Annotated in this window: 14 protein-coding genes; 11 read left to right on the plus strand and 3 right to left on the minus strand. The window is 71.0% G+C overall.

The genetic code is table 11. From position 1 onward, the window contains the following. Window positions 1–20: 20 nt before the first annotated feature. Together tal and tkt are read right to left on the minus strand one after the other, a co-directional pair. Complete coding sequence (tal, locus tag EF879_RS19785) at window positions 21–1,202, minus strand: transaldolase (protein WP_123560841.1); 1,182 nt, start codon at window positions 1,200–1,202, stop codon at window positions 21–23. A gap of 13 nt (window positions 1,203–1,215) precedes the next feature. Then, entirely contained in the window at window positions 1,216–3,357 is a 2,142-nt protein-coding gene (gene tkt / locus EF879_RS19790) for a transketolase (protein WP_123560843.1), read from the minus strand. Window positions 3,358–3,616: 259 nt separating this feature from the next. On the opposite strand from tkt, the gene EF879_RS19795 reads away from it, so the two are divergent. The 3 genes from EF879_RS19795 to EF879_RS19805 all read left to right on the plus strand — a co-directional run bounded on the left by EF879_RS19795 (window position 3,617) and on the right by EF879_RS19805 (window position 6,002). After that, window positions 3,617–4,561 (plus strand): heme o synthase, encoded by a 945-nt coding sequence (locus tag EF879_RS19795; RefSeq protein ID WP_233604600.1) that lies wholly within the window; start codon window positions 3,617–3,619, stop codon window positions 4,559–4,561. 197 nt (window positions 4,562–4,758) lie between these two features. Then, window positions 4,759–5,088 carry a hypothetical protein gene (locus EF879_RS19800; protein WP_123560846.1) on the plus strand — a complete coding sequence of 110 codons (330 nt, stop codon included), beginning with the start codon at window positions 4,759–4,761 and terminating at the stop codon, window positions 5,086–5,088. After that, on the plus strand, window positions 5,085–6,002 hold the full coding sequence (locus EF879_RS19805; RefSeq protein WP_233604601.1) for a RimK family alpha-L-glutamate ligase: 918 nt from the start codon (window positions 5,085–5,087) through the stop codon (window positions 6,000–6,002). Before EF879_RS19800 ends, EF879_RS19805 begins: the two co-directional genes overlap by 4 nt. A 192-nt stretch (window positions 6,003–6,194) precedes the next feature. On the opposite strand, the gene EF879_RS19810 is transcribed toward EF879_RS19805, so the two are convergent. Next, on the minus strand, window positions 6,195–7,163 hold the full coding sequence (locus tag EF879_RS19810; RefSeq protein ID WP_123560848.1) for a heme A synthase: 969 nt from the start codon (window positions 7,161–7,163) through the stop codon (window positions 6,195–6,197). 107 nt (window positions 7,164–7,270) lie between these two features. Between EF879_RS19810 and EF879_RS19815 the strand changes: the two genes are divergently transcribed. From EF879_RS19815 to EF879_RS27735, 8 genes are all read left to right on the plus strand, one after another. Beyond that, window positions 7,271–8,032: a helix-turn-helix transcriptional regulator gene (locus tag EF879_RS19815; RefSeq protein ID WP_370375532.1), complete on the plus strand. Its 762-nt coding sequence runs from the start codon at window positions 7,271–7,273 to the stop codon at window positions 8,030–8,032. After that, window positions 8,029–9,459, plus strand: coding sequence for a Fe-S cluster assembly protein SufB (sufB, locus tag EF879_RS19820; RefSeq protein WP_123560852.1), 1,431 nt, complete (start codon window positions 8,029–8,031; stop codon window positions 9,457–9,459). Before EF879_RS19815 ends, sufB begins: the two co-directional genes overlap by 4 nt. A 69-nt stretch (window positions 9,460–9,528) precedes the next feature. Beyond that, on the plus strand, window positions 9,529–10,725 hold the full coding sequence (sufD, locus tag EF879_RS19825; protein WP_123560854.1) for a Fe-S cluster assembly protein SufD: 1,197 nt from the start codon (window positions 9,529–9,531) through the stop codon (window positions 10,723–10,725). Beyond that, the gene (locus EF879_RS19830; protein WP_123560856.1) at window positions 10,722–11,051 is read left to right on the plus strand and encodes a non-heme iron oxygenase ferredoxin subunit; all 330 of its coding nucleotides are present in this window, start codon (window positions 10,722–10,724) and stop codon (window positions 11,049–11,051) included. Before sufD ends, EF879_RS19830 begins: the two co-directional genes overlap by 4 nt. Then, a complete protein-coding gene (gene sufC, locus EF879_RS19835; RefSeq protein WP_123560858.1) occupies window positions 11,048–11,821 on the plus strand; it encodes a Fe-S cluster assembly ATPase SufC in 774 nt (257 codons plus the stop codon). Before EF879_RS19830 ends, sufC begins: the two co-directional genes overlap by 4 nt. A gap of 31 nt (window positions 11,822–11,852) precedes the next feature. After that, complete coding sequence (locus EF879_RS19840) at window positions 11,853–13,178, plus strand: cysteine desulfurase (RefSeq protein WP_123560860.1); 1,326 nt, start codon at window positions 11,853–11,855, stop codon at window positions 13,176–13,178. Continuing rightward, window positions 13,178–13,660 (plus strand): Fe-S cluster assembly sulfur transfer protein SufU, encoded by a 483-nt coding sequence (gene sufU, locus EF879_RS19845; protein WP_123560862.1) that lies wholly within the window; start codon window positions 13,178–13,180, stop codon window positions 13,658–13,660. The genes EF879_RS19840 and sufU overlap by 1 nt, the downstream gene beginning before the upstream one ends. Beyond that, the gene (locus tag EF879_RS27735) at window positions 13,657–14,028 is read left to right on the plus strand and encodes a metal-sulfur cluster assembly factor (RefSeq protein WP_233604604.1); all 372 of its coding nucleotides are present in this window, start codon (window positions 13,657–13,659) and stop codon (window positions 14,026–14,028) included. Before sufU ends, EF879_RS27735 begins: the two co-directional genes overlap by 4 nt. The last annotated feature ends 39 nt before the right edge of the window (window positions 14,029–14,067 follow it).

Genomic DNA, 14,067 nt, shown 5'->3' on the forward strand with positions numbered 1-14,067 from the left:
CCTGGTTCGGGCTCGTTCGCTCACGCGTTTCCTCCCGCCTGGGCGGCCGCCTCCGCGCTCTCCCGGGCGGCCTGGTTCGGCTGCCCCGAGCCCTGGGCCGCGGCCTCCAACGACTTGCGGACGCCGTCGAGCAGCTCCAGCCAGCTCGCCTCGAACTTCGCCACGCCCTCGCGCTCCAGGGTGTCGACCACGTCGTCGAAGTCGATGCCGACCGAGGCCAGCCCGTCGAAGACCTGCCGCGCGTCGGCGTACGCGTCGGTGACGGTGTCCCCGCGGACCTCGCCGTGGTCGGCGAAGGCCGTGATCACCGGCTCCGGCATGGTGTTGACGGTGCCCGGGGCGATCAGCTCCTCGACGTACACCACGTCACGGTAGTCCGGATTCTTGGTGGAGGTGGAGGCCCAGAGCGGCCGCTGCGGGTGGGCGCCGGCGTCGGCCAGCGCCTGCCAGCGCGCCGAGGAGAAGACCTCGCAGTAGCGCTCGTACGCCAGCCGGGCGTTGGCGATCGCCGCCTTGCCCTTCAGCGCGGCGATCTCCGGTGCGGCGCCGAGCTTGTCCAGCCGCTTGTCCACCTCCGTGTCGACCCGGGAGACGAAGAACGACGCCACCGAGGCGATCGTCGACAGGTCGTGCCCGTTCGCCTTCGCCTGCTCCAGGCCGGCGAGGAACGCCTCCATCACCTGCGAGTACCGCTCCAGCCCGAAGATCAGCGTGACGTTGACGCTGATCCCCTCGGCCAGGGCCGCGGTGATCGCCGGCAGGCCCGCCTCGGTCGCCGGGATCTTGATGAACAGGTTCGGCCGGTCAACCAGCCACCACAGCGCCTTCGCCTCGGCGACGGTCTGCTCCGTCTGGTACGCCAGCCGCGGATCCACCTCGATCGAGACCCGGCCGTCGATGCCGCCGCTGGCGTCGTACGCGGGGCGCATCACGTCGCAGGCCCACCGCACGTCGTACGTGGTGAGCATGCGGACCGCCTCGTCGACGGTCACCCCGCGGGTGGCGAGGTCGCGCAGCTGCCAGTTGTACTCACCGGCGTCGCTGAGTGCCTTGGCGAAGATGGTCGGGTTGGTGGTCACCCCGACCAGGTGCTTCTCCCGGCGCAGCTGGTCCAGGTTGCCCGAGGACAGCCGCACCCTCGAAAGATCGTCGAGCCAGACCGCCACACCCGCGGCGGTGAGCTCGCCCAACCGGTCCGTCATCTCGCCCTCTCCCTCAGTTGCCCGTGGTGGACCCGGTGATCTGCCCGACCCGGCTGAGCGAGGCGTGGGCGGCCGCCACGATCCGGTCGGGCGTGAATCCGAACTGCTCGAACAGCACCTTGTGCGGCGCGCTCGCGCCGTAGTGTTCCAGGCTGACCGCCTCGCCGTGGTCCCCGATCAGGTCGCGCCAGGACATCGCGACGCCGGCCTCGACGCTGACCCGGGCCCGGACGTCGCGGGGCAGCACCGACTCCCGGTACGCCGCGTCCTGGGCCCGGAACCACTCCTGGCACGGCATGGAGACGACCCGGGTCGGGGTCCCCTCCGCCTCCAGCCGCTCCCGGGCGGTGAGGCAGAGCTGCACCTCGGAACCGCTGCCGATGAGGATCACCTTCGGCTGCCCGTTGGAGGCCTCGGCGAGAACGTAGCCGCCCTTGAGCACACCCTCTGCGCTGGCCAGATTGGTGCGGTCGAGGATCGGCAGCGGCTGCCGGCTCAGCGCCAGCGCGGCGGGCCGGTCGGTGTGCTCCAGCGCCCCCCGCCAGGCCCAGGCGGTCTCGTTGGCGTCCGCCGGCCGGATCACGTCCAGGCCGGGAATGGCGCGCAGCGCGCTCAGGTGCTCGACCGGCTGGTGGGTCGGCCCGTCCTCGCCGAGCCCGATCGAGTCGTGGGTCCAGACGTAGATCACCGGCAGCTTCATCAGTGCGGCGAGCCGCACCGAGGGCCGCATGTAGTCGCTGAAGACCAGGAAGGTGCCGCCGTAGGGGCGGGTGCCGCCGTGTAGCGCGATCCCGTTGAGGATCGCGCCCATGGCGTGCTCACGGATCCCGAAGTGCAGGTTGCGGCCGTACTCGTGACCGGGGAACGCCTTGGTGGCGAACTCGGCGGGGATGAAGGACGGCTCGCCCTCCATGGTGGTGTTGTTGCTCTCGGCCAGGTCGGCGGAGCCGCCCCAGAGCTCGGGGAGGACCGGGGCGAGCGCCTGGAGCACCTTGCCGGAGGCGGCCCGGGTCGCGATTCCCTTGTCGTCCGCCGGCCACTGCGGCAGCACATCGGTCCAGCCGTTCGGCAGCGTACGGCTGGCGAGCCGGTCGTGCAGCGCCTTGCGCTCCGGGTTGGCCTGCGCCCAGGCCTGGTACGCGGTCTCCCACTCGGTGCGCGCCGCCCGGCCCCGCTCCATCACCTGGCGGGCGTGGGCCAGGACCTCGTCGTCGACCGCGAAGTGCTGCGCCGGGTCGAAGCCGAGCAGCTTCTTGGTCGCGGCGACCTCGTCGGCACCGAGCGCCGAGCCGTGGATCTTGCCGGTGTTCTGCTTGGTGGGGGCGGGCCAGCCGATGATGGTGCGCAGCGCGATGAAGGAGGGCCGGCCGGTCTCGGCCTTGGCGGCCAGCAGCGCGGCGTAGAGCGCCTCGATGTCCTCGTGGTACTCGTGGCCGGCGTCCGGGTCGCCGGTCCGCCAGTCGACGGTCTGGGTGTGCCAGCCGTACGCCGCGTACCGCGCGACGACGTCCTCACTCTTGGCGATCCGGGTGTCGTCCTCGATCGAGATCTCGTTGTCGTCGTAGATCACGATCAGGTTGCCGAGCTTCTGGTGCCCGGCGAGGGCGCTCGCCTCGTGGCTGATCCCCTCCTCGATGTCGCCGTCCGAGACGAGGCACCAGATGTGGTGGTCGAACGGGGAGGTGCCGGGCGCGGCGTCCGGGTCGAGCAGGCCCCGCTCCCGGCGGGCCGCCATCGCCATCCCGACGGCGTTGCCCAGGCCCTGGCCGAGCGGGCCGGTGGTGGTCTCGACGCCCCGGGTGTGGCCGTGCTCGGGGTGCCCGGGGGTCAGCGAGCCCCACTGACGCAGCGCCTTCAGGTCGCTCAGCCCCAGCCCGTAGCCGCTGAGGTAGAGCTGGATGTAGAGCGTGAGGCTGGTGTGGCCGGCGGACAGGACGAAACGGTCGCGTCCGGTCCAGTCCGGGTCGCTCGGGTCGTGCCGCAGGACGCGTTGGAACAGCAGGTAGGCAACGGGCGCGAGACTCATCGCCGTACCTGGATGGCCGTTGCCGGCCTTCTCCACCGCGTCCATGGCCAGCACGCGGGCGGTGTCGACGGCGCGCTGGTCGAGCTCGGACCAGGTGAGTGCGGACTGCGCGGGTCGGTTGTCAGCCACGATCGTGTGTGCTCCCTCGGCAGATGGGTGTAACCCTCACCTGTTGACCCTAGCGACCGGTTCCGAAACTGAAGCCCCGGATCAGGGCACGAGTGAGCGGCTTCGCCATCGATGTGATCGTCCGCACCGACCAAGGGTCGCCCGGGCAGCGGAAACGACGGCGCGTAGGCTGTCGGTCGGTGTGCCGACCCGAGCCGGTCGGCCCCTGGTTCGTGTCCGATACTGCTTTCTTCGCGCCGACGCCGGAAGGTGGCAATCCGTGAGCATGATCACCGAGCGCCCCGCGACCGGTGCTGTCGAGGGGGTAGCCGAGCCGAAGGCGTCGTGGCGCGGTGCCGTCGCCGCCCGGGTCCGGGCGTACGTCGCGCTGACCAAGCCGCGCATCGTGGAGCTGCTGCTCATCACCACGGTGCCGACGATGATGCTCGCGGCCGACGGGCTACCGCCGCTGTGGCTGGTCGCGGTCGTGCTGGTCGGCGGTTCGCTGGCGGCGGGGGCGGCGAACGCGCTCAACTGCTACATCGACCGCGACATCGACCAGGTGATGAAGCGGACCCGGCGGCGACCGCTGCCGACGCACACGGTGACGCCGCGTAGCGCGCTGATCTTCGGTCTCGTCCTGGCCGTGGTCTCGGTGGGTCTGATGGCCGCGTTCACCAACTGGCTCGCCACCGGGCTCACCCTCGGCGCCATCGCCTACTACGACCTCGTCTACACGCTGTGGCTGAAGCGGACCACCGCGCAGAACACGTTCTGGGGCGGCATCTGCGGGTCCGCACCGGTGCTGATCGGCTGGGCCGCGGTCACCGGGTCGCTGTCGGCGCTGGCCTGGGCGCTGTTCGCGGTGGTCTTCTTCTGGCAGCTGCCGCACTTCTACACCCTGGCGATCAAATTCAGGGACGACTACGCCCGGGCCGGCATCCCGATGCTGCCGGTGGTGGCGTCGCTGCGCCGGGTCAACCGGGAGATCGTTCTCTACACCTGGCTGACGGTCTTGGCCTCGGTGCTGGTCTGGCCGCTCTGGATGGGGCCGATCTACGGTGTGGTGGCGGTGGTCTCCGGCGCGTTCTTCCTGGTCGAGGCGCACCGGCTGTACCGGCGGACCGAGCGGGGCGAGGCGCCGAAGCCCATGCGACTGTTCCACTGGTCGGTCACGTACCTCACGATCCTCTTCGCCGCGGTCGCGGTTGACGCGCTCCTTTAGCTCCTTCCGCCCGATCTGTCCCTGTTTGTCCTTTTTTGCATGATTCAAACGTGAATTCACCGATTAATTTGCCTGGCTATAGTCCGAAAAATGGGTCCAACAGACCACGGCAAGGGGTGAAACCTCGCCGTAATTGGCATCACAAAAAATTGCCAGCCGCGCCGCGCGTCGGGCCGGTTCTGCTTAGGCTGCGCGTTATGGCAGATGGTTCCGATACGACGCGGACCGGTGATGTCGCGGGTCAGACCCCCAGCGGTCTGGTCGCCAGCATCAAGGCGTTCGCGGCCGGTCACGGCGGCGCGAAGGCGGTCATCGAGTACGTCGGGAAGCGCGGCGCCCGGATCGTCCTGGTCGGGGAGGACGGGGCGTGGGCCGATCAGTTCGCGCCCGGTACCGACGTCGCGCGCCAGGCCTGCGCCAAAGCGGGGGTGGCCGTGGAGAACGAATGGGAGCGGGAGCTGATGGACCAGATGCGGCCGAGCAACGATCTGTGGCGGTCCATGGCACGACGTAGTTTGGCCCGGTGACAACCTCGTTTGATATCCGCGCGACCCGGGGCTTTTCCCGGGTCGCTCTCGTTACCTGCGCCGACCTGCCCAACCTCGACCCGGACGACCGGCTGCTGCGGACGGCGCTCGCCGACCGCGGCGTCCCGGTCGACGCCGTGGTCTGGGACGACCCGACGGTGGACTGGGCGGGCTACCGGCTCGCGGTGCTCCGCTCGCCGTGGGACTACCCGCTGCGGCGGGCCGAGTTCGTCGCCTGGGCGGCCACGGTGCCCGGGCTGGCCAACCCGGCGGACCTCGTCCGGTGGAACACCGACAAGCGGTACCTGCGGGAACTCGCCGCCGCCGGGGTACCGACCGTGCCGACGGAGTGGCTCGACCCCGCGACCTCCTGGGAGCCACCCGCCACCGGCCAGTACGTCATCAAGCCCGTCGTCGGCGCCGGGAGCCGCGACGCCGGCCGGTACGACCTGGCCGACCCCGAACACCGGCGCCTCGCCGTCGCGCACGTCGCGCGACTCCAGGCGGCCGGCCGGGACGTCATGGTGCAGCCGTACCTGAGCGCGGTGGAGACGGCTGGGGAGACCGGCCTGGTCTTCTTCGCCGGGCCGGACGGTCCCGCGTTCAGCCACGCGATCCGCAAGGGTGCGATGCTCGACGGCCCGGACCACGGCACCGATGCCGGGCTCTTCCGGCCCGAGCGGATTTCGCCGCGCACCCCGTCCGAGTCGGAGCTGGCCGTCGCCGAGCGGGTGCTCGCCGCGCTGCCCGCCGGCCCGGAGTGTCCGCTCTACGCCCGGGTCGACCTGATTCCCGGTCCGGACGGGTCCCCGGTGCTCGTCGAGGTGGAGCTGACCGAGCCGTCGCTCTTCCTGGCTCAGGATCCCGGCGCCGCCGAGCGTCTCGCCACCGCGATCCTCGCCCGTCTCGCCTGACCCGTGGCCCGCCCGGCGTGCCTCGGAGGCCGATCCGGTCTCCGGGCACCCGACCGGGCCGCCGGCGGGGCCGTCCGGACCGCGGAGATCCGTGTACGGCCAAGGACTGCCGGGATCCGCGAACGGCAAACCCCGTGCGGCCGGTGGCGTCACCGTCGACCCGCGGGCCGGGGATGTGCGGGTCGCGAGGGCTCAGGGGGCCGCGGGGACCGGCCCGAGGGCGTCGGCCGGGTGCGGCGTGGCGGACGAGGTCGGGGCGGCGGCCGGCTGCCGCTCCCGGGTCGACCAGAACACCGCGAGGGCGGCCAGCCAGACCAGACAGGAGCCGACCATGTGGGCGCCGACCAGCGCCACCGGCAGTCCGGTGAAGTACTGGGCGAAACCGATCACGCCCTGGCCCAGCTCGGCCAGGACCAGCAGCCCGGCAGCGCGGATCGCGGGGGGCGGCGCGGCGACGGCGCGCAGCGCGAACCAGAGCGCGACGGAGAGGCCGAGCAGCAGGAAGACGGTGTCGGCGTGGACCTGCGAGATGGACTCCGGGTCCAGGCCGTTGCGGGCCGCGCCGGAGTCGCCGGAGTGGGGTCCGCTGCCGGTCACCCAGGTGCCGACCAGCAGCACCAGCCCGGTGACGCCGACGGTGAGGCCGGCCAGCGCCCGGAGGGGTCCGGGGACGGTCGGCCGGGTCGGTCCGTCCGGTTCCCGGGCCGCCCGCCAGAACGCGTACGCCGCCGCGATCACCGCCATCGAGGCGAGGAAGTGCAGCCCGACCACCCACGGGTTGAGGTTGGTGAGGACGGTGATGCCACCGATCACCGCCTGTGCCGGGATGCCGAACGCCGCGGCGACGGCGAGTGCCACCAGCGACCGGCGGCGGGGGCGCTGCTGCCAGGCGGCGATCACCCCGGCGATCACGATGGCGGCGAGGACGAAGGTGAGGAGCCGGTTGCCGAATTCGATCACCCCGTGGATCCCCATTTCCGGGGTGGTCGTGTACGACTCGTCGGTGCAGCGGGGCCAGGTGGGGCAGCCGAGGCCGGACTTGGTCAGCCGGACCGCCCCGCCGGTGCCGACGATAAGGACGTTCGCCACCACGGAGGCGAGCGCCAGTCGCGATAGGGCGGGTTTGCCGGGAAATTCGCCAAATCGGCTCACGTCAGACATCGTACGTGCAAATGTGATCATGGCGGACGTCGCGTCCGCCCTCCGGTGGCCGGGATCACCGGGACACCGGTTTGCGGACCATGGACGAAATACGTAACGTTGGCGTAGTGAAAAACCTGGCGGCGTACTCCGAGCGCAGGCGGGTGACCGGACGGGTCACCCGTTCAGCCGGTGTGTCCGCCAGGTCCGCCGGCCAGGACGCCCGCCCCACCCGGGACCGGGTGACCCAACTCCTGCTGGAGCGCGGCGCCGCCACCGCCGCCCAACTCGGCGCGGAGCTGGGGCTCAGCCCGGCGGCGATCCGGCGACACCTCGACGCGATGCTCGCCGACGGCGACGTGGTCGCCCGCGACCAGGTCGTCCGCGGGCACCGCGGCCGGGGACGACCCGCCCGGGTATTCCGGCTCACCGAGTCCGGTCGGCGGCGCTGCGGCACCCACACCTACGACGGGATGGCCACCGCCGCGCTGCGCTGGATCGCCCGGCACTGCGGCGAGGACGCGGTCGGGGCGTTCGCCGCCGAGCAGGTCGCCGCGCTCGAGGCCCGGTGCCGGGCCGCCATGGAGGGCGCCGGCGACGATCCGCTGGCCAGGGCCGAGGCACTCGCCGGGGCGCTGACCGCGGAAGGTTACGCTGCCAACGCGTCCACGATCGCCTCCGGCGGCCAGCTGTGCCAGCACCACTGTCCGGTGGCCGAGGTGGCCGCGGAGTTTCCCCAGCTGTGCGAGGCCGAGACGGCGGTCATCTCCCGCCTGGTCGGCACCCACGTGCAACGCCTGGCCACCATCGCCCACGGCGACGGGGTGTGCACCACGCACATCCCTGCCCAGCCGAACCCTTCCGTCAGCAGTGTGAGGACTGATACATGACCGAGCAGATCGTCCAGCCCATGACGCAGGAGGAGCAGCTCGCCGCCCTGGGCCGCTACGAGTACGGCTGGGCCGACCCGGACGCGGCCGGCGCGACCGCGCCACGCGGCCTCAGCGAGGCGGTGGTGCGGGACATCTCCGCCAAGAAGAACGAGCCCTCCTGGATGCTCGACCTGCGGCTCAAGGGGCTGCGGCTCTTCGAGCGCAAGCCGCTGCCGGCCTGGGGGGCCGACCTCAGCGGGATCGACTTCGACAACATCAAGTACTTCGTCCGCTCGACCGAGAAGCAGGCCACGAGCTGGGACGACCTGCCCCAGGACATCAGGAACACCTACGACCGGCTGGGCATCCCGGAGGCGGAGAAGCAGCGCCTGGTCGCCGGGGTCGCCGCCCAGTACGAGTCCGAGGTGGTCTACCACAAGATCCGCGAGGACCTGGAGGAGCAGGGCGTCATCTTCCTCGACACCGACACCGCGCTCAAGGAACACGAGGAGCTCTTCAAGGAGTACTTCGGCACGGTGATCCCGGTCGGCGACAACAAGTTCGCCGCGCTCAACACCTCCGTCTGGTCCGGCGGCTCGTTCATCTACGTGCCGAAGGGCGTGCACGTGGAGATCCCGCTGCAGGCGTACTTCCGGATCAACACGGAGAACATGGGCCAGTTCGAGCGGACGCTGATCATCGTCGACGAGGGCGCGTACGTGCACTACGTCGAGGGCTGCACCGCGCCGATCTACTCCTCCGACTCGCTGCACAGCGCGGTTGTCGAGATCATCGTCAAGAAGAACGCGCGCTGCCGCTACACGACCATCCAGAACTGGTCGAACAACGTCTACAACCTGGTCACCAAGCGGGCCGTCTGCCACGAGGGCGCGACCATGGAGTGGATCGACGGCAACATCGGCTCCAAGGTCACCATGAAGTACCCGGCGGTCTACATGACCGGCGAGCACGCCAAGGGCGAGGTGCTCTCGGTCGCGATGGCCGGCGAGGGCCAGCACCAGGACGCCGGCGCCAAGATGGTGCACGCCGCGCCGCACACCTCCTCCACGATCGTCTCCAAGTCGATCGCCCGCGGCGGTGGCCGGACGTCGTACCGGGGGCTGGTGCAGGTGCTGGAGGGCGCGCACCACAGCAAGTCCACCGTCAAGTGCGACGCGCTGCTGGTCGACACCATCTCCCGCTCCGACACCTACCCGTACGTCGACATCCGCGAGGACGACGTGGCGATGGGGCACGAGGCGACCGTCTCCAAGGTCAGCGAGGACCAGCTCTTCTACCTGATGAGCCGGGGGCTGAGCGAGGACGAGGCGATGGCGATGATCGTGCGCGGCTTCATCGAGCCGATCGCCAAGGAACTGCCGATGGAGTACGCGCTCGAGCTCAACCGGCTGATCGAGCTGCAGATGGAGGGCGCGGTCGGCTGATCCGCCCCCCGGCGAATCCGCCCGACCCCGAACCCGTCCCGGACCTCGCGAGACAAGACCAAGGAAGAGATGACTACCGAAGCATTCGCGCCCGCGACGCCGGCCGCGCCGCTGACCAAGGCGCAGGCGCTCCGCTCGTACGACGTCGCCGACTTCCCGGCCCTCACCGGGCAGGAGGAGGAGTGGCGGTTCACGCCCCTCAAGCGGCTGCGTCCGCTGCTCGACGCCGCCCCGACGCCGGTCGGGCAGGTCGTCACGCAGGTCTCGGCGCCCGACGGGGTCACCGCCGAGTGGGTGAAGAGGGACGATCCCCGGCTCGGTCAGGTCCTCGTGCCGTTCGACCGGCTCAGCGCCCAGGCGTGGGGCGGGTTCGACACGGCGCTGGTGGTCACCGTGCCCCGGGGGGCGACCCTGACCGACCTGGTCACGATCGAGGTACGCGGGCAGGGCGACGGCGTCGCGTACCAGCACGTCCTGCTGGACGTCCAGCCGCTCGCCGAGGCGACGGTGGTCCTCGACCAGGCCGGCAGTGCCACGCTCGCCGACAACGTGGAGGTTGCCGTCGCCGAGGGGGCACGGCTCACCCTGGTCACCGTCGCCGACTGGGCGCGGGACGCCATCCAGGCGCAGCACCTCAAGCTGCGGCTGGGCCGGGACGCCACGGTGACGCACGTGCAGGTCACCCTCGGCGGGGACCTGGTTCGGCAGTACACCAGCGTCGCGTACACCGACCGGGGCGGCGAGGCGGAGCTGTATGGCCTCTACTTCGCCGACGCGGGCCAGCACCTGGAGCACCGCCAGCTGGTCGACCACAGCGTGCCGGACTGCCGCAGCTACGTCGGATACCGGGGGGCGTTGCAGGGCACCGGCGCGCACACCGTCTGGGTGGGCGACGTGCTGATCCGGGCCGCGGCCACCGGCACCGACACGTACGAGATCAACCGCAACCTGGTCCTCACCGACGGCGCCCGGGCCGACTCCGTACCGAACCTGGAGATCGAGACCGGCGAGGTGGCCGGGGCCGGGCACGCCAGCGCGACCGGCCGCTTCGACGACGAGCAGCTCTTCTACCTGATGGCCCGGGGCATCCCGGAGGACGAGGCGCGCCGGCTGGTGGTCCGCGGATTCTTCGCCGAGCTGCTGAACAAGATCCCGGTCGAGGAGCTGCGCGACCGGCTCGGCGCGCAGATCGAGACCCGGTTGGCGAACACCGCGCTGGCGACCCCCGCCGGCGAGGACGTGGCAGCCAGGGCGGGCGCGCGATGATCCGGATCTGCTCCACCGAGGACGTCCCGAAGGGCACCGCGATCTCCGCCGAGGTCGAGGGGACCGAGATCGCGGTCGTGCACGCCGAGGACGGCAACTTCTACGCGATCCGCGACGAGTGTTCGCACGCCGCGGTCGCGCTCTCCGAGGGCGAGGTCGACGGCTGCACCCTGGAGTGCTGGCTGCACGGATCCCGCTTCGACCTGCGGACCGGCCAGCCGACCGGGCTGCCCGCCACCGAACCCGTACCCGTCTACCCCGTCGAGATCCGCGACGGCGACATCTACCTGAGTCTCACGCCGAGTAATGGAGTTACCGCACCATGAGCGTTCTGGAGATCCGTGACCTGCAGGTGTCGGTCAGGCTGCCCGAGGGCGAGCTGAAGCCGATCCTGGCCGGGGTCGACCTCACCGTGCGGGCGGGTGAGACCCACGCGATCATGGGACCCAACGGCTCGGGGAAGTCGACCCTGGCCTACTCGATCGCCGGCCACCCGAAGTACGAGATCACCGGCGGCTCGGTGACTCTGGACGGCGCCGACGTGCTCTCGATGTCGGTCGACGAGCGGGCCCGGGCCGGGCTCTTCCTCGCCATGCAGTACCCGGTCGAGGTCCCCGGGGTCTCGGTGGCGAACTTCCTGCGTACCGCCAAGACCGCCATCGACGGCGAGGCCCCGAAGCTGCGGACCTGGGCCGGTGAGCTGCGCGCCGCCATGGAGCGGCTGCAGATGGACCCGTCGTTCGCCCAGCGCAACGTCAACGAGGGCTTCTCGGGTGGTGAGAAGAAGCGGCACGAGATCGTCCAGCTCGAACTGCTCAGGCCGAAGGTGGCGATCCTCGACGAGACCGACTCCGGGCTCGACATCGACGCGCTGCGGGTGGTGAGCGAGGGCGTCAACCGGGTCCGGGAGACCGGGCGGACCGGCCTGCTGCTGATCACCCACTACACCCGGATCCTGCGCTACATCAAGCCCGACTTCGTGCACGTCTTCGTCGGCGGGCGGATCGTCGAGCAGGGCGGCCCGGAGCTGGCGGAGAAGCTCGAGGACGAGGGCTACGAGCGGTACGTCGCCGGCGCCGGCTCGGCCCGGGCCTGACCGGAACGGCCGAGAGAAGGGCAGCGCCGAGATGACCACGATCGCGATCCCGTCCGGGATGCCACAGTACGAGGATGTGCCGCGGTACGACGTGCAGGCGGTGCGCGCGGACTTCCCGATGCTGGAACGCGAGGTCAACGGCCACCCGATGGTCTACCTCGACAGCGCGAACACGTCGCAGAAGCCGCGGCAGGTGCTCGACGTGCTGCGGGAGCACTACGAGCGGCACAACGGCAACGTCGCGCGCTCCGTGCACACCGTCGGAACCGAGGCGACCGAGGCGTACGAGGGGGCCCGGGCGAAGGTGGCGACGTTCATCAACGCCCCGAGCCCGGACGAGGTGGTCTTCACCAAGAACTCGACCGAGGCGATCAACCTGGTCGCGTACGCCTTCCTGAGCGCCTCGGTCGGCGGCGCGGCCTCCGCCGGCCGCGGCGCACCGGACGAGCGGTTCCGGATCGGTCCCGGCGACGAGATCGTGATCTCCGAGATGGAGCACCACTCGAACATCGTGCCGTGGCAGCTGCTCTGCGAGCGGACCGGTGCCACGCTGCGGTGGTTCGGGATCACCGACGGCGGCCGGCTCGACGAGTCGAACCTCGAGGAGCTGGTCAACGAGCGGACCAAGCTGGTCTCGCTCGTGCACATGTCCAACATCCTCGGCACGGTCAACGCCACCGCACGCATCACCGAACGGGTCCGGCAGGTCGGCGCCCTGCTGCTGCTCGACTGCTCGCAGTCGGTGCCCCACCTGCCCGTCGACGTGGTCGACCTGGACGCGGACTTCATCGCGTTCACCGGGCACAAGATGTGCGGCCCGACCGGCATCGGAGTGCTCTGGGGCCGCAGCGAGCTGCTCGCCGCGATGCCCCCGTTCCTCGGCGGGGGCTCGATGATCGAGACGGTGGCGATGACGGGGAGCACCTTCGCGCCGCCACCGGCCCGGTTCGAGGCCGGTACCCCGCCGATCGCGGAGGCGGTGGCGCTCGGCGCGGCGGTGGACTACCTCTCCGGGATCGGCATGCGGGCGATCCAGTGGCACGAGAAGGAGCTGACCGCGTACGCCCTGGACGCCCTGGAGACCGTCCCCGGGCTGCGGATCTTCGGCCCCCGGGTGCCGGTCGGTCGGGGCGGCACGATCTCGTTCGCGATGGAGGGCGTCCACCCGCACGACGTCGGGCAGATCCTCGACGCCCAGGGCGTCGAGGTGCGGGTCGGCCACCACTGCGCGCGGCCGGTCTGCGTCCGGTTCGGCGTACCGGCGACCACGCGCGCGTCGTTCTACCTGTACACCACGACCAGCGAGGTCGACGCCCTGGTGCGCGGGCTGGAACAGGTACGGAAGGTGTTCGGGTGATGCAGGTCGACCAGCTCTACCAGGAGATCATCCTGGACCACTACAAGCACCCGCACGGGCGGGGACTGCGGGAGCCATACACGGCCGAGGCGCACCACGTCAACCCGACCTGCGGCGACGAGGTGACGATCCGGGTCGACCTGGAGGCCGGCGTGCTGAGGGACGTCTCGTACGACGGGATGGGCTGCTCGATCAGCCAGGCGTCGGCAAGCGTCCTGCACGAGCTGCTCACCGGCCGGGACACCGACGAGATCTCGGTGGTGCACGCCGCCTTCGTCGAGCTGATGTCGGGCCGGGGCCAGGTGACCCCGGACGAGGAACTGCTGGGTGACGCGGTGGCCTTCGCCGGCGTCGCCCGCTACCCGGCCCGGGTGAAGTGCGCGCTGCTGCCCTGGATGGCGTTCAAGGACGCCGCCGCCCGCGCCGGGGTGGTGGTCGAGGCCAACAGCGGGACCGAACGGAGCGAGGTGAAGACGGCGTGACGGACCAGCAGGAGTCGGCGGCCGCGCCGACCGGGTCGACCAGCAAGGCGGCGATCGCCGACATCGAGGAGGCGATGAAGGACGTCGTCGACCCGGAGCTGGGGATCAACGTGGTGGACCTGGGGCTGGTCTACGGCATCCACGTCGACGACAACAACGTGGCGACCCTGGACATGACGTTGACGTCGGCGGCCTGCCCGCTGACCGACGTCATCGAGGAGCAGGCACGGGCGGCGCTGACCGGCGGTCCGGGGGGCGGGATCGTCTCCGACTTCCGGATCAACTGGGTGTGGCTGCCGCCGTGGGGCCCGGACAAGATCACCGACGAGGGTCGTGAACAGCTCCGCGCCCTCGGCTTCAACGTCTGAGTGGTGCCGCGGGTCCGGCTCGGCCCGGCGATCGGGTGG

Source organism: Micromonospora sp. HM5-17, from assembly GCF_003762835.1.
GTDB lineage: Bacteria > Actinomycetota > Actinomycetes > Mycobacteriales > Micromonosporaceae > Plantactinospora.